This is a genomic window from Rhodococcus oxybenzonivorans (assembly GCF_003130705.1).
GTDB lineage: Bacteria > Actinomycetota > Actinomycetes > Mycobacteriales > Mycobacteriaceae > Rhodococcus_F > Rhodococcus_F oxybenzonivorans.
This window is the reverse complement of record NZ_CP021354.1, coordinates 1232731-1252345: the sequence shown is the minus strand read 5'-3', so window position 1 is coordinate 1252345 and position 19615 is coordinate 1232731. Positions and strand designations below refer to the sequence as shown.

Annotated in this window: 17 protein-coding genes; 6 read left to right on the top strand and 11 right to left on the bottom strand. The window is 67.0% G+C overall.

The genetic code is table 11. The features are described from left to right. The first annotated feature begins 19 nt into the window (after positions 1 to 19). The 4 genes from ygfZ (at position 20) to CBI38_RS05970 (ending at position 3153) form a co-directional block, all read left to right on the top strand. A complete protein-coding gene (gene ygfZ / locus CBI38_RS05985; RefSeq protein ID WP_109327231.1) occupies positions 20 to 1141 on the top strand; it encodes a CAF17-like 4Fe-4S cluster assembly/insertion protein YgfZ in 1122 nt (373 codons plus the stop codon). Beyond that, positions 1138 to 1821, top strand: a complete 684-nt coding sequence (locus CBI38_RS05980) for an MOSC domain-containing protein (RefSeq protein ID WP_109327230.1) — start codon at positions 1138 to 1140, stop codon at positions 1819 to 1821. The genes ygfZ and CBI38_RS05980 overlap by 4 nt, the downstream gene beginning before the upstream one ends. Then, the gene (locus CBI38_RS05975; RefSeq protein ID WP_109327229.1) at positions 1818 to 2771 is read left to right on the top strand and encodes an asparaginase; all 954 of its coding nucleotides are present in this window, start codon (positions 1818 to 1820) and stop codon (positions 2769 to 2771) included. The genes CBI38_RS05980 and CBI38_RS05975 overlap by 4 nt, the downstream gene beginning before the upstream one ends. A 181-nt stretch (positions 2772 to 2952) precedes the next feature. Continuing rightward, positions 2953 to 3153, top strand: a complete 201-nt coding sequence (locus CBI38_RS05970; RefSeq protein ID WP_109327228.1) for a DUF3073 domain-containing protein — start codon at positions 2953 to 2955, stop codon at positions 3151 to 3153. 109 nt (positions 3154 to 3262) lie between these two features. Here the strand turns inward: CBI38_RS05970 and purM are convergent, their stop codons facing one another. Both purM and purF read right to left on the bottom strand, forming a co-directional pair. Next, positions 3263 to 4342: a phosphoribosylformylglycinamidine cyclo-ligase gene (purM, locus tag CBI38_RS05965; RefSeq protein WP_109327226.1), complete on the bottom strand. Its 1080-nt coding sequence runs from the start codon at positions 4340 to 4342 to the stop codon at positions 3263 to 3265. A 118-nt stretch (positions 4343 to 4460) separates the two neighbouring features. Then, a complete protein-coding gene (gene purF / locus CBI38_RS05960) occupies positions 4461 to 6044 on the bottom strand; it encodes an amidophosphoribosyltransferase (protein WP_109327225.1) in 1584 nt (527 codons plus the stop codon). 171 nt (positions 6045 to 6215) lie between these two features. On the opposite strand from purF, the gene CBI38_RS05955 reads away from it, so the two are divergent. Beyond that, positions 6216 to 7532 (top strand): class I SAM-dependent methyltransferase, encoded by a 1317-nt coding sequence (locus CBI38_RS05955; protein ID WP_109327224.1) that lies wholly within the window; start codon positions 6216 to 6218, stop codon positions 7530 to 7532. Here CBI38_RS05955 and CBI38_RS05950 read toward each other — a convergent pair whose 3' ends face one another. The 9 genes from CBI38_RS05950 to malQ form a co-directional block, all read right to left on the bottom strand. After that, positions 7533 to 7916, bottom strand: a complete 384-nt coding sequence (locus tag CBI38_RS05950; protein ID WP_109327215.1) for a sterol carrier family protein — start codon at positions 7914 to 7916, stop codon at positions 7533 to 7535. It abuts the gene before it with no gap. 4 nt (positions 7917 to 7920) lie between these two features. After that, positions 7921 to 8565 (bottom strand): CPBP family intramembrane glutamic endopeptidase, encoded by a 645-nt coding sequence (locus CBI38_RS05945; protein WP_109327212.1) that lies wholly within the window; start codon positions 8563 to 8565, stop codon positions 7921 to 7923. Next, complete coding sequence (locus tag CBI38_RS05940) at positions 8562 to 10331, bottom strand: alpha/beta hydrolase (RefSeq protein WP_109327199.1); 1770 nt, start codon at positions 10329 to 10331, stop codon at positions 8562 to 8564. Before CBI38_RS05940 ends, CBI38_RS05945 begins: the two co-directional genes overlap by 4 nt. A 3-nt stretch (positions 10332 to 10334) precedes the next feature. Next, complete coding sequence (gene purL, locus CBI38_RS05935; RefSeq protein ID WP_109327194.1) at positions 10335 to 12644, bottom strand: phosphoribosylformylglycinamidine synthase subunit PurL; 2310 nt, start codon at positions 12642 to 12644, stop codon at positions 10335 to 10337. 146 nt (positions 12645 to 12790) lie between these two features. Continuing rightward, a complete protein-coding gene (locus CBI38_RS05930; protein ID WP_109327193.1) occupies positions 12791 to 14077 on the bottom strand; it encodes a M18 family aminopeptidase in 1287 nt (428 codons plus the stop codon). A 25-nt stretch (positions 14078 to 14102) separates the two neighbouring features. Continuing rightward, positions 14103 to 14456 carry a VOC family protein gene (locus tag CBI38_RS05925; RefSeq protein WP_109327181.1) on the bottom strand — a complete coding sequence of 118 codons (354 nt, stop codon included), beginning with the start codon at positions 14454 to 14456 and terminating at the stop codon, positions 14103 to 14105. A 57-nt stretch (positions 14457 to 14513) separates the two neighbouring features. Further along, the gene (locus tag CBI38_RS38340; protein WP_204164878.1) at positions 14514 to 14678 is read right to left on the bottom strand and encodes a hypothetical protein; all 165 of its coding nucleotides are present in this window, start codon (positions 14676 to 14678) and stop codon (positions 14514 to 14516) included. A gap of 54 nt (positions 14679 to 14732) precedes the next feature. Next, positions 14733 to 15911: a carboxylate-amine ligase gene (locus tag CBI38_RS05920; protein ID WP_109327175.1), complete on the bottom strand. Its 1179-nt coding sequence runs from the start codon at positions 15909 to 15911 to the stop codon at positions 14733 to 14735. A 394-nt stretch (positions 15912 to 16305) separates the two neighbouring features. Continuing rightward, positions 16306 to 18456 carry a 4-alpha-glucanotransferase gene (malQ, locus tag CBI38_RS05915; RefSeq protein WP_109334884.1) on the bottom strand — a complete coding sequence of 717 codons (2151 nt, stop codon included), beginning with the start codon at positions 18454 to 18456 and terminating at the stop codon, positions 16306 to 16308. Between the two features lie 179 nt (positions 18457 to 18635). Between malQ and CBI38_RS05910 the strand changes: the two genes are divergently transcribed. Further along, the gene (locus CBI38_RS05910) at positions 18636 to 19283 is read left to right on the top strand and encodes a HemK2/MTQ2 family protein methyltransferase (protein WP_109327163.1); all 648 of its coding nucleotides are present in this window, start codon (positions 18636 to 18638) and stop codon (positions 19281 to 19283) included. Positions 19284 to 19615 lie beyond the last annotated feature (332 nt).

Genomic DNA, 19615 nt, shown 5'->3' with positions numbered 1-19615 from the left:
TGGTCCCTAGACTGGGTTCGTGGTCGACAAACTGCCCGTTTCACCCAGTCCACTTCTCACGGCCCCGGGCGCTGTCCGCGCGCCCGACGACTCGCCGGACGCCGGGGTCGCATGGCACCACGGCGACCCCCTCGGGGAACAGCGCAGCGCCGAGCGTTCCGCCGTGGTCATCGATCGGTCTCACCGTTTCGTCCTCGCTGTCGCGGGTGCCGAACGACTGACCTGGCTGCACACCATCTCCAGCCAGCACATCGCCGCCCTCGCCGACGGCGAGGGTGCGGAGAACCTCAGCCTCGACGTCAACGGCCGCGTCGAACACCACTTCGTGCAGACCGACCTCGCCGGCGTCACCTGGATCGACACCGAGACCGGTCGCGGACCCGACCTCCTGTCGTTCCTCACCAAGATGGTGTTCTGGGCCAAGGCTGAGCCCCGCGACGGGAACGAGCTGGCGGTCCTGAGCGTGATCGGACCGGACGCTCCCGCCGCACTCGAGGGAGCCGGAGCCGCCGCACCCACCGAGCCTTACGCCGCCGCCGCGCTGGCGGGCGGCGGATTCGTTCGCCGCATGCCATGGCCTACCGACTCCTCGTTCGACCTGCTGGTGCCACGCGAGCAGCTGACCGACTGGTGGGCCCGGCTCACCACGGCGGGAGCCGCACCAGCCGGAACGTGGGCCTTCGAGGCGCTCCGGGTCGCGGCCCTGCGGCCCCGCCTCGGACTCGACACCGACGAACGCACCATCCCGCACGAGGTCCGGTGGATCGGCGGTCCTGCCGAGCACGGGGCCGTCCACCTGGAGAAGGGCTGCTACCGCGGGCAGGAGACGGTGGCCCGTGTTCACAATCTCGGCAAGCCGCCCCGGCACCTCGTGCTGCTGCACCTCGACGGGAGCGCCGAAGGTCGCCCGGAAACCGGTGATCCTGTCACCGCAGGCGGCCGCACAGTGGGCCGTGTGGGCACGGTGATCGACCATCACGAATTCGGTCCCATCGCCCTCGCCCTGATCAAACGCTCCATTCCCATCGACACCGAGTTGGTCACGGGACCGTGCGCCGCCTCCATCGATCCCGACTCCGTTCCCACCGAGGAGACCGTGCAGGCCGGCCGGGCCGCCGTCGAGCGGCTGCGCGGACGGTGAGCGCAGGCGCCGGGGCGGCCGGCGAGGTGCTGGCCATCTGTGTCCTGCACACCGAGCGGGACAGTGGTATCCGACGCGTGGAACGCACGGCTATCGACAAGCGTCCCGTGGACGGTCCGATACGGGTGACGGCAACCGGGCTGGCAGGCGACTACGTCTGCGACACCAAGTACCACGGCGGCCCGTTCAAAGCCGTGTACGCGTATCAGGAAGACGAGGCGCGGCGGTGGGAGGCGGACCTCGGCCGCGAGTTACCACCGGGCTGGTTCGGCGAAAATCTGCGGGTACGCGGCGTCCCGACGAGCGACGCGGTGATCGGGGAGCGTTTGCGGATCGGCACCACCGAGCTGGAAGTCGACAGCCCCCGGACGCCCTGCCGCACCTTTGCGGTGTGGGCAGGCGAGGAGCACTGGGTCAAGCGCTTCACTCAGCGCGGGGACACGGGGGCCTACCTGCGGGTGGTGACGGAAGGGTCGATCAGTGCCGGTGACACCGTGCACCGCCACCATGTACCCGCGCACGGTGTCACCGTGCGTGATCTCTTCACCGGCCGCGACGCCGAGCGCTGCGCCGCTCTCCTCGCGCAGCAGGAGGATCTCTCGCCGGCCGCCGCCCAGATGGCCCGGCGCATCGTCGAGCGAGCGGGCATCGCCGAGCCGGAGGACAGGGTGACGACGTGAGCATCGAACTCGTCGAGGTGGTTCGATCGGGTTTCCGCGAGTGCGTTCATCGAGGATCCGCGGTGATCCTGGGTCCGGACGGCGACACTGCCGTCGCGGTCGGTGAGGTGCACACGCCGATCTACCCGCGCTCGTCCAACAAACCCTGGCAAACGGTGACCCTCCTCAGGAACGGCTTCGCGCCGACGAGTGCGGAGGAACTCGCGATTGCGACCGCCTCGCACGAAGGGGAATCGGACCACGTCGAGCTGGTCGAGGAACTACTTCTCCGCCACGGACTCGACGAGGATCAGCTCCGCTGTCCCGCGGACCTCCCGTCCAACGAACTCGCCCGCGCCGAACTGCTGGCGGCCGGAGAGCTCCCCCGGCCGGTCTACATGAACTGCTCGGGCAAGCATGCCGCGATGCTCGCCACCTGCCTGGCCAACGACTGGCCGCTGGACAGCTACCTCGAGCCGACGCACCCGTTGCAACTCGCGGTGGTCGAGACCCTCGGGTCGATCAGCGGTGACGTCGACGCGGAGTTAGGTATCGACGGTTGCGGCCTCCCGATCGTCCCGCTGTCGTTGACGCATCTGGCGCGGGCATTCGCGCGACTCGTCACGGCCGAGCCCGATTCACCGGAGCGCGCCGTCGCCGATGCCATTCGGGAGCACCCCTATCTGATCTCGGGCACCGGAAAGGACGACGCCCGGCTGATGCCGGTGGTGCCCGGCCTGGTGTCGAAGGCCGGCGCCGAGGGCGTCTACGCCGGAGCACTGCCGGACGGTTCGGCGTTCGCGCTCAAGATCGAGGACGGCCACGAGCGGGCCCGCCTGCCGCTGGCGGCAGCCCTGCTGCACAGGATGGGCGCGGAGTGGACGGAGGACCTCGCTGCCCTCGCCTCGCAGCCCGTGCTCGGTGGCGGCGTCCGGGTGGGAACGGTCCGCGCGATTCCCGGAGTGTTCTGAGCCGAATAATTTCGGCATTCTGGCTGCTCGCGCACTGGGTGAGACACAACAGACACCACGACAGGCGGTGGATGGAAGCGCGAGCGACTTTTCCACGCTAGAGTGTGGGCAGGAACTTACACACTCAAACGGGGCCGCCAAATTCCCCAGGCCGCCCCGCGAAAGCGCGAGGGGGTCAGCCATGGGCCGCGGCCGGGCTAAGGCAAAGCAGACCAAGGTTGCACGCGAGTTGAAGTACAGCGTACCGACCACGGATTTTGACAGCCTGCAACGAGAGCTCTCAGGTGGGTCGTCCAACTCGCATCGGGACGAGGTCTTTGCTGACCAGCGTGCCGACAGGGAGGGGTACTCCTTGGAGGACGATGACGACTGGCGGCGCTGATAGTAGCGACAACGAAATGAGGGGGAGCCGAGTCCGGCTCCCCCTCATTTCCACATCTTCAGCCGGACAGGGCCGCTAGCTCGCCCCGTCCGGCTTTGTCAGATCGTCGTCAGAATCGCGGGTGGTCCCCGGCGAGCTGAGCCCGCAGCTCCGAGGCGTCGTGCGACTTCTTGATGCTGCCCAACGTCCAGCAGTCGATGTGCCGTGCCGTCAGGACGGCCAGCGCACGATCGACGTCTTCGGGAGCCACGATGGCAACCATGCCGACACCCATGTTGAACGTCTGTTCCATCTCACTGCGCTCGACGCGACCGCGCTGCGCGATCATCGCGAAGATGGGAGCGGGGCTCCAGGTTCCGCGATCGAGTTCGGCGACGAGCCCCTTGGGCATGACCCGGGCCAGGTTGTTGGCAAGTCCCCCGCCGGTGACGTGACAGAACGTGCGCACGTCGGTCTCGGCGGCGAGGGCCAGGCAGTCCTTTGCGTAGATCTTCGTGGGCTCGAGCATTTCTTCGCCCAGCGTGCGGCCGAACTCGTCGACGTGGGCCGTCAAGCTCATGTGGTCGATCTCGAGCAGCACCTTGCGAGCGAGCGAGTAACCATTGGAATGCAGACCGGAGGAGCCCATGGCGATCACGACGTCGCCGGGCCGGACCCGGTCGGGACCGAGGACCTGGTCGGCCTCGACTACGCCGATGCCGGTCGCCGACAGGTCGTAGTCACCGTCGGCCATCACGCCGGGGTGCTCTGCCGTCTCGCCGCCCAGCAGCGCGCAGCCGGCCTGGATGCAGCCCTCGGCGATGCCGCTGACCAGCTCGGCGACCCGCTCGGGGACGACCCGTCCGACAGCGATGTAGTCCTGGAGGAACAGCGGCTCGGCGCCGCACACCACGAGATCGTCGACGACCATCGCGACCAGGTCGAGTCCGACCGTGTCGTGCTTGTCGAGCGCCTGGGCGACGGCGAGCTTGGTGCCGACACCGTCCGTGGAGGCCGCGAGCAGCGGCTCCTTGTAATCACCCTTGAGCGCGAACAGACCCGCGAATCCACCCAGACCCCCGAGAACCTCGGGACGGCTGGCCTTCTTGGCCAGGGGCGCGAAGAGTTCCACCGCCCGATCGCCTGCGGCGATGTCGACTCCCGCGGCGGCGTAGGACGCTCCAGGGCGACTTGTCGGATCCTCGGTCATGTGGTTGTTACTCCAGCCTTCTGTTGCTCGTCAATGTGGTGTCGGTCGGGCAATCGAGTGCTGTGATTGCGCCCTTACGGTACCGGAGCACATTCGACGGCCGACCCGATGTACTGGCCTAGGGTCGGCTGAGCGCGTGCGCGTTGTCGTTGTCCCGGGTGGCGGGACCGCCTGCCGCGCTCTCGAGCATTCCTTCGAGGACGTTCTTGCCGATCGACGTTTCCGTCGGAAGTGCGATGGGATAGGTGCCGGTGAAGCACGCCGTGCACAGCCGCGTGGCGGGCTGCTCGGTGGCCGCGATCATCCCGTCGGTGGAGATATAGCCGAGGGTGTCGGCGCCGATGGATCGGCGGACGCCTTCAAGCATCTCGTCGAAGCTTCCGGGCTCGGCTCCGCCACCGGCGCCGTTGGCGATCAGCTCGGCGGGCGAGGCGAAGTCGATGCCGTAGAAGCAGGGCCATTTGACCGGCGGTGAGGCGATCCGGACGTGGATTTCGAGAGCACCCGCCTCCCGCAGCATACGGATGAGTGCACGCTGCGTGTTGCCGCGGACGATGGAGTCGTCCACCACGACGAGACGTTTACCTCGGATGACTTCCTTGAGCGGATTGAGTTTGAGCCGGATACCGAGCTGACGAATGGTCTGGGACGGCTGGATGAATGTACGGCCCACGTAGGCGTTCTTCATCAACCCCTGGCCGTACGGAATTCCCGACCCCTGCGCGTACCCGACCGCGGCGGGGGTGCCCGACTCCGGAACCGGAATCACGAGGTCGCCGTCGGCCGGATGCTCGGTGGCGAGTCGACGGCCGATCTCGACGCGGGTGGAGTGCACCGAACGGCCGGCGATCACGCTGTCCGGGCGCGCCAGGTACACGTACTCGAACACGCAGCCCTTGGGCTCGGGGTTCGCGAAGCGGGAGGAGCGGACTCCGTCGGCATCGATGGCGAGGAGTTCACCGGGCTCGATGTCGCGGACGAAGGATGCACCGACGATGTCGAGGGCGGCGGTCTCGCTGGCGACCACCCAGCCGCGGTCCAGGCGGCCGAGACAGAGTGGGCGGATGCCGTGCGGGTCTCGGGCCGCGTAGAGAGTGTGCTCGTCCATGAAGGTGAGACAGAACGCGCCGCGCAGCGTCGGCAGCAGCTTCATGGCCGCCTGCTCGATGGTGCTGTCCGTGGCGGCATGCGCGAGGAGCGCACCGACGACATCCGAATCGGAGGTGGCGCCGCCAGGGCGCTTGTCGTTGACCAGCCCGGCTTCCCGCGCCCGTCCGGCCAACTCCGCCGTGTTCACCAGGTTGCCGTTGTGTCCGAGAGCGATGCCGCTGCCCGCGGCGGTGGTCCGGAAGATCGGCTGGGCGTTCTCCCACGTGGTCGATCCCGTGGTCGAGTACCGGCAGTGCCCTACGGCGACGTGCCCGGGCATGGCGGCCAACGTCTGCTCGTCGAACACCTGACTGACCAGACCGAGGTCTTTGAACACCAGCACCTGGGAGCCGTCCGCGACGGCAATGCCTGCCGCTTCCTGTCCACGGTGCTGCAGAGCATAGAGCCCGTAGTACGTGAGTTTCGCCACATCCTCTCCCGGCGCCCAGACGCCGAAGACGCCGCATTCTTCGCGGGGTTCGTTCTCGTCCTCGTCGGACGGGTTCGAAGAGAGGAGATTAGGACTGTTGACCGACAGATCGGCTCTGGTCACCGGGGTGCTCCCTGGGGATGGGCGTGTGAGGGGCACCCACAGTCTACGTGCCGTCGGCGGTCGGCTCGGCCACGGTGCCCTATGCGTGTGTGCAGATCCGGGACGGACGGGCCGACATCGGTTAGTTTCGATACCGATCGGAAGCTCGGATCGACAGAGTGGGGTCTTCCGTTGACTGTCCGCACCACGGCTCCGACCGCGGCCACACGCCTCCTCGACGCCTTCGAGGGCGTCATCGGAATACCACTTCCGGTGCGCGTCCGATGCTGGGACGGCTCCGAGGCGGGGGCCGATGCGGACCTCACCGTCGTGTTCCGGAACCGCCGGGCGATCCGCCGAGTGCTGTGGTCGCCGAACGAGCTGGGGTTCGTGCGGGCCTACGTGTCCGGCGACCTCGAGATCGACGGCGACATCTTCCGGTTGCTGACCCTCCCCCAACTCGTCGACCGGCTGGGTAAATTGAGCCTCCGCAGCCCGGATCGGCGCATCGTCCTGCGGTCACTGGCCACGTTCCTCCGTCTCGCCGGTCCCGGCCTGCCACCGCGGCCGCCGTCCGTGGAGGTGTCGCGACGCCGCGGCGCCAAGCACACCAAGGCGCGCGACGCATCATCCGTCTCCCACCACTACGACGTGGGCAACGATTTCTACCGGCTCTTCTTGGGCCCGACGATGGTGTATTCGTGCGGATACTGGGACCGGCAACCGAAGAGTTCCGGCGACAGCGGAACGCTCGACGACGCGCAGATCGACAAACTGGATCTGATCTGCCGCAAGCTCGGACTCGGACCGGGCATGCGACTGCTGGACATCGGTTGCGGCTGGGGGTCGATGGCGCTCCATGCCGCCGAGAAGTACGACGTGTCCGTCGTCGGGATCACGCTGAGCCGTGAGCAGTGCCAATGGGCGCGGGCGCGGGTGGAGGAGGCGGGACTGACCGACCGGATCGAGATTCGGGTGCAGGACTATCGCGACGTCGCCGACGGGCCCTACGACGCCATCTCCAGCATCGGTATGTCGGAACACGTGGGCGCGTCGGCCCTGCCCGGATACGCCGCGAAGCTGTTCGGCCTCCTGAAGCCGGAAGGACGCCTCCTCAACCATGCCATCGCGTCGGTCGTCGCACGCGAGGGCGGCAACGGCAACGGCCTGATCGACAACTACATCTTCCCCGACGGGGAGGTGCTGCCGTTGAGCAGAACGGTGGACGCATTCGAACGCGCCGGACTCGAAGTCCGCGACACCGAGGCGCTGCGCGAGCACTACGCGCTCACTCTGCGCGCCTGGGTCGACCGGTTACGCGACTCCTGGGACGACGCGGTTCGTCTCGTCGGCGGTGAACGCGCCCGTACCTGGCTGCTCTATCTCGCCGCCAGCGCGCTGGGCTTCGAGGAGAAGGACCGGCTGACGATTCATCAGGTGCTCGCCGTTCGTCCGTCCGACGACGGGTCGAGCGGGCTGCCGCGCACCCGTTCGTTGTGGCTGGGCTGACTACACCCGCAGCAGCGGCAACCAGTGGGCGATCTCCCCGGCGCGGGCCCCCGACACGGTGACCCCGCCGCCCTGAGTCGCCTCATCGAAGTCGATCAGGCCCGTCACGAGGAGCAACCACGTCCGCGGGTCGGTTTCCACCACGTTGGGTGGTGTGCCCCTCGTGTGGCGCGGGCCCTCGATGCACTGCACCGCCACGAACGGGGGAACCCTCACCTCGACACTCGATCCGGGGGCCACCTGCTCGAGAGTTCGGGCGCTGAGCCGGACCGCCGCAGCGAGGACGGTCCGGGACGGCTTCTCGACGGTGTCCCCGCGTAACCACGGGCCGATTTCCAGGACGGCCGCCCTCATCTCGGCTGGGTTCACGGCTCGACGCGGCATGCCTTCAATCTACTGGTCCGGGTTCCGCGGCCCGGGCGGCCACCGCGCCGGCGACGTTGACCGAAAGGTGCAGCAGTGCGGGCGCTACGACGCTGCCGCTCCGGCGCCTCAGCTCTTCGAACAACACCCCCGATGCGGCGGTGACGATCACCGTGCCGAGGACACTCTCGTGCGCGAGTCGGGCGGCCCGAACGTGCCAGAGTCCGAACGTCACCGCATGCAACGCACGCGCGGTCCGCGGTGACCACACCCGTTGCAGGACGGCGCTCAGGACGCTGCGGAACAGCAGTTCCTCGGCGACCACCGTGCCCACGGGTATCCGAAAACCGACCCAGCCGTAGAAGTCCGCGGAATACGCTGCGCGCGGTATCCCACTTCGCCACGGCTGCGCCACTACGGCCGTGGCACCTGCGACCACCGGGATCAGAGCGGCCGCCGCGCCGTATCGCAGTCCCGCAGGCACTGTGGAAGGGGACACCCCTAGTTCGTTCCGGCTGTACCCGGCGGCGCGCGCCACTCCCACCGCTGTCAGCGCCGTTGCGGCGCCGGCGACCGCGCGCCCGTACGGCCCCCACCCGCACCGCGGAAGTATCCCGTTGTTCCACACCACGACCGCCGTTGCCACCAACACGGACGACGATCTGCTCACTTCTCGGGACCCTCGCTACCGGCAAGCATGTCGAGGGCCGTCCGGACCCGCATGGTGTCGAGCGGTGTCCATCCCTCGGGCTGAGCAACGGTGACCCACCCGTCGAGCACCAGCGTCCCGTAATTGTGACCGTGCCCGTCCGGAACTCCGGCCGCGTTGGTGAGATCGGCCGACACCTGCCAGAACGTCACGAAGGGAAACCATTTCATCGACGGTGAGCGGTCGTCGCCCGGCGGTTCCTTCAACCAGTCCGGTCTGGTGAACGCGAGGTCCGGCGACCACCACACCACCGGATCGGATGCGTGTTGCACGTAGAGGATCCGGGGAGAGAGCCACTCCCCGGTGTTGTCGACCATGTCGGCGGCGTCGTCGGCGAATCGCACCACCAGACCCGCGGAGTACTCCGGATCCACCTCAGAGGTGCCGGGGTCACGACGCTCGATCAACTGCCCCCACAAGCGGTTTGCATTGGGCGGGCCGACCCAGAGCACACCGTCGACGGTCTGCCGGATGTCGGTCAGCGTGTCGAAGGCACCCTCCCCCGCCTGAGTCCCGAGACTCTCGCCGTAGACCAGCAATTTGGGACGGGTTGCCTCGGGCTCCTGGAGCCAACGTTCGTGCACCCGGCCGATGAGTTGCCTTCCCGCCTCGGCGGCCTTGTCTCGGTCGGCGAGGAAGGACACCCAACTCGGCAGGAAGGAATACTGACTGGCCACCAACGCGGTGTTTCCGTTGTGAACGAGCTCGATAGCCTGCGCTGCAGTGGGATTCACCCATCCCGTTCCCGTGGTCGGAATGATCACCAGCACCTCGCGCTGGAATGCCCCGGTCCGCTCGAGTTCGTCGATGACGATGTCCATGCGGGCCTCCGCGTCCTCGGCCGTCTCGAGGCCGGCATAGACACGGATCGGGTTTACGGCCGGTGTGCCGTTCGCTGCAGTGAGTCCGGCTGCGTCCAGCCCCCGGGAGACGAAGTTGCGGCCCTCGTACCCGAGCGTGTCCCACGGCGCGAACGACGCCGGGCTGCCCGACTTTTCGGGGTCGACCGGCTGGACGACACCGTCCCGGGTGGACGAATTCTGCAGGCTGAACCCGAGATTGGCGACGGCATAGATGCCGCGTACCAGAACCCCGTCGACGAGGAGCAGGAACAACACCGTGACGATGAGGATGCCCGCTGTCGTGGCGGTGGGAATTGCGAGGTGCCAGCGCCGGATCAAACGGCCCGCTATCCATCGCACCAACTCGCGCAGCAGCCGCCACCCCGAGACGATGGCCCCACCGACCAGCAAGCTGAGCCCACCGGTACGGATGTATCCCGTGGTCGAGGTGCCCTCGGCGCCCATGAGGCCGGCGATCTCCCGCTGCCACGCCGCCGAGTACCCGAGCATCACCAGGCTCACCACCACGGAGGTGACCGTGACGAATACCGTGATCGTGGTGGACCGTGACTCCGGCAGCGGCCACCACGCCTTGCGTCGCAAAAAGTACCGGCGCACGGCCCAACCGAGCGCCGTACCGAACGCGTAGCCGATCGCGGCGTTGATCCCCCCGATCAGACCCTGGAACAGCCAGTCGCGAGGCAGCAACGACGGCGTGAGCGACCAGCAGAAGAACAGCGTCGCACAGGCGATGCCGGTGACGTCGAGACGCAGTAGACGCCACAATCTTTCGAGCCGGGAGTCGCGAAGACGGATCGATCCACCGAGCCGCGGGCGTTCCCGCGGCTCGGTGTCAATCCTGTCCAGCGCCCCCGATTCGACCACGCATCACCCGAACAACGCCGGCAGGGTCGCTTCTGACGTCGCCCGCAGTTCGGCAAGGGTGATCGAGAATTGTCCCTGGATCTCCACGGAGTCGGAGCCTTCGTCCACCACACCGATGCGCACCCACGGGAGGTTACGTGCCGTGCACATTCCGGTAAAGCGAGTTTCTTCCGTACGCGGGACGGCGACGAGCACGCGGCCCGACGACTCGGAGAACAAGGTGACGAACGGATCGGCGTCGTCGGGAAGCAGGATGCGGCAACCGGTTTCACCGGCGAGCGCGGCCTCGACGACAGCCTGCGCGAGGCCACCCTCCGACAGATCGTGTGCGGCAGACACCAGCCCGTCACGCGACGACGCCAGAAGGATGTCGGCGAGAAGCTGCTCGCGGTCGAGATCGACCCGCGGGGGAACGCCGCCGAGATGTCCGTGCTCGACCTGCGACCAGATCGAACCGTCGAATTCGTCGCGCGTCTCGCCGAGCAGGATCAGCGTTTCACCGGGTTCGAGACCGAGGCCCGTGGGGATGCGCCGGTGCACGTCGTCGATGACGCCGAGCACCGCGACCACCGGGGTGGGCAGGATCGGCGTGGAACCGGTCTGGTTGTAGAAGCTCACGTTGCCACCGGTGACGGGAATGCCCAGCTTGGCGCAGCCATCGGCCAGACCGCGCACGGCCTGCTGGAACTGCCACATCACGCCCGGGTCTTCCGGGGATCCGAAATTGAGGCAGTTGCTGACGGCCTTCGGGGTGGCTCCGGTGACGGCAACGTTGCGGAACGCCTCGGCGAGTGCCAGCTGCGCTCCGGTGTACGGGTCGAGTGCGGTGTAGCGACCGGACGCATCGGTGGCCAGGGCGATGCCGCGGCCCGTCTCCTCGTCGATCCGGATGACACCGGAATCGGCATTTTCGGCCAGTACCGTGTTGCCGCGGACGTAACGGTCGTACTGCTCGGTGATCCACTTCCGGCTGCACAGCGCCGGCGACGCGATCATCTTCAGCAGCGTCGCCTTCAGCTCGTCGGCGGACTCGGGCCGCTTCAGCCCCGCCGTGGTGTTCGCGACCAGCGCATCCTGGCTCGCGGGCCGCTGCACGGGACGCTCGTAGACAGGGCCCTCGTGGGCGACGGTGCGCGGCGGCACGTCGACGACGGTTTCGCCGTGCCAGGAAATGGTGAGATGGTCACCGTCGGTGACCTCGCCGATCACCGTGGCGAGAACGTCCCACTTCTTGCACACGGCCATGAACGCATCCACGTTCTCGGGAGTCACGACGGCACACATACGTTCCTGCGACTCGCTGGACAGCACCTCCGCCGCCGTCATGCCCGTCGCGCGCATCGGGACCTGCTCGAGGTCGATGTGCATGCCGCCGTCGCCCGCCGCGGCCAACTCGGACGTGGCGCAGGACAGTCCGGCACCACCGAGGTCCTGGATACCGACCACGAGCTTGGCGGCATACAGCTCGAGACAGCACTCGATGAGCACCTTCTCGGTGAACGGATCACCCACCTGCACCGCCGGGAGCTTCTTTCTGCTCTTCGATGCTCCGCCGTCGGCTTCGTCCCCGCTCTCGTCGCCGTCGAACGTCTCCGACGCAAGCACGGACACGCCGCCGATGCCGTCGAGTCCGGTGCGGGCACCGAACAGAATGATCTTGTTACCGGCACCCGAGGCGAAGGCGAGATGCAGATCCTCGACGCGCATGGCACCAGCACACAGGGCGTTGACCAGAGGATTTCCGGCGTACGACTCGTCGAACACGGTTTCGCCGCCCACGTTGGGCAGCCCGAGCGAGTTGCCGTAGCCACCGACACCGCGCACCACACCGTCGACCACGCGCCGCGTGTCGGGGGCATCCGCCGCACCGAAACGCAGCTGGTCCATGACGGCAATGGGCCGCGCGCCCATGGCCATGATGTCGCGGACGATGCCGCCGACACCGGTGGCCGCACCCTGGTAGGGCTCGACGTAGGACGGATGGTTGTGGCTTTCGACCTTGAAGGTGACGGCCCAGCCGTCACCGATATCGACCACGCCGGCGTTCTCCCCGATACCGGCGAGCATCGAGGAACGCATCTCGTCGGTGGTGGTCTCACCGAAGTACTTCAGGTGCACCTTGGAAGACTTGTACGAGCAGTGCTCACTCCACATCACCGAGTACATCGCCAGCTCGGCCTCGGTGGGGCGCCGGCCCAGGATCTCCTTGATACGGGCGTACTCGTCGTCCTTGAGGCCGAGCTCCTTGTAAGGCTGCGCGACTTCGGGGTTCGCGGCGGCGGCGGTGACGGTATCGACCGGGTGTGCTGACACTGGAGGTGTGGTCCCTTCCCTACGGGAGTCAAGAGCGGCAAGCCGGAGTCAGGGCCGGCCGGTGAGCCGGGTGGCGACGAGCCGTACGTCAGTCTATCCGGCACCTTCTTCCGCCATCGACCTGGCGCTCACCGGCCTGCCCGGCATCAGGTTGTCGGTGTGAGGAACGCCGCAAGGGCGTCGGAGTATGCCCGCACGTCGCGGGCACCCATCAGCTCCCGGGACGAGTGCATTCCCAACTGAGCGGCACCGACGTCGACGGTGCTCAGACCGGTTCGTGAGGCGGTGATCGGGCCGATGGTCGACCCGCACGGCAGATCGGCGCGGTGCACATACCTCTGCAACGGCACGCCGGCCTGATCGCACGCCAGCGCGAACGCTCCTGCGCCCGCCGCGTCGGTGGCGTAGCGCAGATTCTGATTGACCTTGAGGACCGGCCCGGCGTTGACGGCGATCTGGTGTGCGGGTTCGTGGCGGTCCGGATAGTTGGGGTGGGTGGCGTGCGCCATATCGCCCGACGCACACACCGAGCCGGCCATGGCCTGCAGGAATTCTTCGCGCCCGCCACCCCGGCCGAGCACGATGCGCTCGAGAACGGTGTTGAGGAGGTCCGAGAACGCGCCGCGATCCGACATACTCCCGACCTCCTCGTGATCGAAGAGCGCGAGCACGGGCACGTGATCACCTGCCGGGTACTCGGCGGCGGCGAGCAGCGCCTGGGTTCCGGCGTAGCAGGTGCCCTGGTTGTCGAGCCGCGGCGCGCTGACGAGATCCTCATCCGTCCCGACCACCGCACTGGGCGCGAGGTCGTGGGTCATCAGTTCCCAGCCGAGCACCGAATCGGCAGGCACCTCGGCCCGGTCCGCGACGAAGTCGATGAAGGATCGACGCTCCGAACCGACACCCCAGACCGCGTTGAGGTGTCGTTGCGGGTCGAGATGCACTCCCTTGCGATCCTCCGACAGGTGAATCGCGAGCTGCGGGACCCGCAGGATCGGTTGGTCGATGCGGACGAGTTTCTGTTCCACCACGTTGCCGACCCGCACGCTCAGGCGTCCCGAGATACCCAGGTCGCGGTCGAGCCACGAATTGAGCCACGCACCCCCGTACGGCTCGAGACCCACCATCTGCCACCCGGCCGACCACAGATCGGGATGCTGCTTGACGCGCAGGTTCGGGCTGTCGGTGTGCCCGCCGACGATGCGGAACGGCGCCGTCCGCCCGACCCTCTCGGTGCTCCAGGCGATGAGCGATCCGCCGCGAACCAGGAAGTAGCGGCCAGGTTCGCCGGGCCATGAGTCCGTCTCGTGCAGCTCGGTGAATCCGTTGCCGGACAGCAACATCGACACCGTCGCGCACACATGGAAAGGCGACGGTGACGCATCGACGAAGGTGCACAGGCCCTGGGCGTCGGCCCACGTAGTGGAATGCATGGAGCCAATCATGCAGGACGCGGTGTTAGCTGTGGGGACCCGAGACGCAGAACTGATTGCCGTCTGGATCGGCGAGGGTGACCCAGCGGAACCCGCCCATCTCACGTTGCGCCACCTCCGTCGCGCCCCCGGCGGTCAGTCTGCCCACCTCGCCGTCGAGATTCTCGGACGTCAGGTCGAGGTGAATGCGATTCTTCCCCGGCGTGGGGTCGTCCACCTTCTGGAAGGCGAGCTTGTACGGCGAGTTCGGAAGCGTGACGACATAGAACCATCCGTCGTTCTCCTGCTCGACGGTGCCCGCAGTCTGCTCCGCCCACCAGGTGGCCAGGGGTCCGGGATCTGTGCTGTCGAAGGTGATCATGCCGAGTTCGAGTGCCATGGGCGCACCCTATCCCCGCTCACCGACACGTTTTCAGCTCCTGCGCAAGCCGCTGTGTCACTCCGTTGCCGGTGTGATGTGCAGGATCCCGAGGATCGACAACAGATCCTTGCAATCGTGGGCATCGCGCGATCGCGACGCGACCGCCCGCTGCGCCTTCCGGATCGTGTCGGCATCGACTTCGTGCTCCACCTCGAAGACGGAAGCTTTACGTTCGGCCACGTCGATTTCCTTCCCCGATGTCACCGTGTGGTGTATTGCGTGCGGTGTCGGTCTTCAATGAACGGTGTCATGCTCGCGGATCGCAGCGGGCCACGAACCCGCGAGCGTGCAGCGAGCTGCGACCGACACCACGTCAGCCGCGTCCTGTCGCCGGGAGAACGCCTCCCGCTGCCGCGTAGCGCCGTTGCCCTGAGACAGGATCTTCTTCATCATCTTCTCCACCCTGCTGCGTTCACCGAACTCGTCGAGTTCCGTCTGCACGTGACGGATCAGCGAGGACAGCTGGCGCGCAGGTGAGGTCAACCGCGAAGAGGTGATGTCGAGCAATTGCCCGCTGACGCCTTCGCGCGCGGCACGCAGATATGCGGCCCGCAGCACTTCGGGAGCCACCGGAAGCGCTAGCCGTCCGGCATGTACCGAACGCTCCGCTGCTGCGACCAGGGCACGAATCAGCGTGGCCACGACCACCGTTTCGTCGACAGTGCCGGGCACGTCACTGACCCGGACCTCGACGGTGGGAAGGTGCGCGGAGGGGCGGACGTCCCAGTACACCATCGCCTCGTCGAGAATGCCCCCGGATTCGATCATCACGCCGACCACCGAGTCGTAGTGATCGGCCGATGTGAAGTACGGGGGTGCCCACGAGCACGCCCATCTGCCTCCGAGCACCGCCCGCCAGCTCGCGAATCCGGTGTCGCGGCCTCGATGGATCGGAGAGTTCGCGGTCAGCGCGAGGAGAGTCGGCAGCCAGAGCCGCAGATAATTGCACACCTGCACCGCGGTCTCGCGGTCACTGATCGCCACGTGCACGTGGCAACCGCACACCTCGTGCTCGGACACGAGAGACCCGTACCGCTCGGCCATCCGCTGGTAACGGGGTACATCGGTGACCGTCGAGAACTCGCCGCACACCGGCGGCACCCCCGTGGACAACAGGGCCGCCCCATGCTGGGTCGCTGCCGCCGCCGCAACCGAGCGAGCCCCCGCGATCTGGTCGTACAACTGGCGCATTCCCCGGCAGACCGGGGTGTTGGTCTCCACCTGGCTCGTCTTGAGCTCCAGATCGAGCGTGCCGCCCAGGCTTCGGGCACTGTCGACGACCTCCCGATTGCACGCGAGCATTCGGTTCGTCGACGCGTCGACGAGGAAGAATTCTTCCTCCACTCCGACCGACGGACCGCGGCTGGAGCCGGGTACGTCCGATCGTGCGCTGTCGAGTGGTCGCAAGCTCATCGTCGCACCCCCACGACGAACCGCGGAACGTCTATCAGCACGGCGCACCCCACTTTCTCCGCGGTGAGGCGTGGGGCAGCACTCGCACCCAACGCCTCTCTTTCGGCGTCGGCGCACTTCCTGACCGACCGGTGACAGAATCCGAATACCCCGGCGCCGGTTTTCGAATCACTGCCGCAATTGCAGGTTCGCCAACTTTTTCACGAGCTTTGCGCCCAGGGATGCATACCGCGCCCCGAGCGGGGCGCTCTGACCGGTCCACACCGGACACGCGTCACCACGGACCGTCGCCGGCGACCGTCGCTCTCACCATCCCGACAGCCGCCGAGGCGGCACCCGTTCAGGCATCACCGCAGCCCCCGTCAAGGAATGCACGTGTTGACGCAAGCCAGAGTCAGGAGTGCCCTTGCGCTGTGACCGCCTCGCATTCGACGTAGCTGTAGTCGGCCCGCGCCAGGTCCTCGAGAGGAACCGCCTTACCTGAGCCGTCTGCCAGGGGAATCTTCCAGTTCGGGTACTGGGCATCGCCCGTGCCTGGTTGATTCTGGATGCGGTGCTCGCCGACGAGGTCGACGAGTGCAACTCCCAGCAACATGGAGGGACTCCGGCCGATCAACGCGTACAACGCCTTCACGGTGTCCTCGATCGACGCGCCGTCCTCCGACAGCCCGCGGTCCCGGGCCATCTGCAGAACGGATTCTCGCTGACGCGTGTCGTGCTGCTTCTCGGATTCGAGGTCCCGCTCGAGAAGGCCCAGCCGCGAACGCAATTCGATGTGCTCGCCCGCGAGATACCCGGCTGTCGGTGGAAGATCATGCGTCGTCACGGAAGTCAGACACAGGGAACGGTATTTCTCGGGCGGAATGGGGCCGTCGTCGTCGCGTTCGAACCACAGAATCGAGGTCCCCAACACGCCGCGTTCGGCGAGATACTTTTGCACCATCGGCTCGAAGACACCCAGGTCTTCGCCGATGACGACGGCCCCCGCGCGTTCCGCCTCGAGAACCAGAATCCCGATGAGGGCTTCGTGGTCGTAGGTGACGTAGGTCCCTTCCGCCGGTGACGCTGCACCCTCCGGTATCCACCACAGTCGGAACAGGCCGAGGATATGGTCGACGCGCAGCCCACCTGCATGCTTGAGCACGGTGCGCAGCATGTCGCGATAGGGGGCATAGCCCAATTCGGCGAGCCGACCGGGCCGCCAGGGCGGCTGATCCCAGGACTGGCCCTGCTGGTTGAAGTCGTCAGGTGGAGCGCCGACCGTAATACCTTCCGCGAGAGCGGATCGGAGCGACCAGGCGTCCGCTCCGCCATGCTGGACACCGACCGCCAGGTCGTGCACGACACCGATGTCCATGCCTGCCGCGCGGGCAGCGTGCTGAGCCTCGGCGAGTTGTTCGTCGCAGATCCACTGCAACCAAGAATGGAATTCGATCCGGTCGGAGAGCTTGTCGCGTTGCGCTCGCACCCATTCGGTGTCGGGCGAGGCAGCCTTCGTCTGCCATCGCGGGTCCCGCGGAGACAATTTCTCGGCGAGGGCGCACCAGGTTGCGAAGTCGCGGAGCCCGTCTCCTTCGGTGCGGCGGAATTCGTCGAACGCCTGCTGCCGACTCGCGCTGCGCTCGACTCGGAACACCCGCTCGAGTGTCCGAAGCTTGGCGCGGTAGGACCTGTCCCTGTCGATCCGATCGGCCTTGCCGTTGGCCCGCTCGAAACGGGCCGCCGCCTCACGCATACGGGCGTAGTGCGGACGGGGCAGGTACGCGGCCTCCCGGATGTTCTCGACGCGGATGTACAGCGGATTGACGAACCTACGCGTGGTCGGCAGGTAGGGAGACGCCTCGACCGGGGGCTGCGGTTGCGCCGCATGCAGCGGATTTACCAGAACGTAGTCGGCGCCGTGCACGGAACCGAAGATTGTGGCCAGTTCCCCCAGGTCCCCGAAGTCGCCGAGACCCCACGAGCGCCGGGAACGCACCGAGTACAGCTGGGCAAGGACTCCCCACCGTTGCCGGTCGCTGAGAGAATCCGATGTCGACAGCCGGGCCGGCGTGACGACGAGCGTGCACGACTCGGACGTAGCGTCGGACGGCTCCGTCCCGTCGCTCCATGTCGACGCGCGGATCTCGTGCCACCCCGAGGGCACGTCGGCGGGGACGGCGAAAGTCGCGCGACCGATCAGGGCGCCATCGACCTCTCGCGGATCGACCCACACGTCGAGCTGCCGCGCCGCGACCTCGTCGCCGGATTCAGTGACGATCGTGACGGTGACGGGGTCGCCGTGCGGCACGTGGACGACGAAGCGTGCCTCGGTGCCCTGCACTCCGACGACGACCGGTGGCAGTACACGCCGCCAAGGCGCCAGTTCGCACTCTGCGAGCGCATCCTCGACCTCGACGTCGGTGTCGGCCGGGACATCCATCGCCGCGAGGACGGTGCGCAGTGTCTCGTCCCCGACCCCGTGACGTTGCTCGTCCCATCCCTCGTACGACGTCGCCACGCCGTGCCGGGCCGCTAGATTCCGCAACTGCTGGCTGTAGCTCACCTTGTCGATCGTGCCAGGTCGACGGTGCGCTCGCGCGCCGTAAACACGGAACTGATTGATTCGGGCGCGTCCCGGGTAATTGGACCCCAATCGACACTGCCGTTCGACTCGACATTGCCGAGAGTGCCCGGTGACAGACTTCGGACTCACCTCGTACTCTCACCGACCAAGGAGCCCAGATGCTGCTACGTCTTCCTGGAGTCTATCGCCCACAGGACGATACGGAGATGCTGGCTGACGTGATCGCATCCGAGGAGCTAGGGCCTTCCTCACGCGTTCTCGACCTCTGTGCAGGCACCGGCGCCCTGAGCGTCCGGGCAGCTGAGGCCGGTGCCGGATCGGTCACCGCGGTGGACGTGTCGCTCCGCGCAGTGCTCAGCATCCGGCTCAACGCGCTGACGAGGAGACTCCCGATTCGGGTTCTCCGCGGCGACCTCACCGAGTCGATCCGGTCCGAGCGATTCGACCTCATCGTGTCCAACCCGCCGTACGTTCCCGCACACGACGACGCCCTTCCCGCGCGAGGTGTTGCCCGGGCGTGGGACGCGGGCAAGAACGGTCGCGCCCTGCTCGACAGGATCTGCGCTCAATCACCGGACGTGCTGGCGCCCGGTGGGGTACTCCTCCTCACCCAATCCGCGCTCAGTGGGATCGAGAAGACCCAGACGATGCTCGAAGAGCAGAATTTGAGGGTCGAGTTAGCAGCCACGGCAGAAATTCCCTTCGGGCCGGTTCTCGAGGGACGGCGGAAGATGCTCGAGGAGCGCGGCCTCATCGAGCCCGGGCAGTCCCGCGAGCAGATCGTCGTGTTTCGAGCCGCGAAATAGTAGGCGACAACGGTATGCCCTTTGCTGAGTGACAACACATTTCCACTCGTTACTCGGCAGTTTCATTGCCGAAACATGCGCGGCACGCTATCCTAAGCAAAGGTTGAGCACGCAGCCGACGCAGGGATTCGCCGCCGCGCGGAAACTCGAGACTCAACCCCATTCGGCTTTCGCGATTTTCGCGCCTTCCTTCCCGAGGCAAGGTAGGACCACACTATGGGTGTCGCGGTGGACGATGTTGCCCTCACACAACCTCGACGACGCCTGCAGCGAATCGGCCGGAATGTCCGGTCGGATCCTCACACCTCTGTTCGCTGCTCGATGTACTTGTC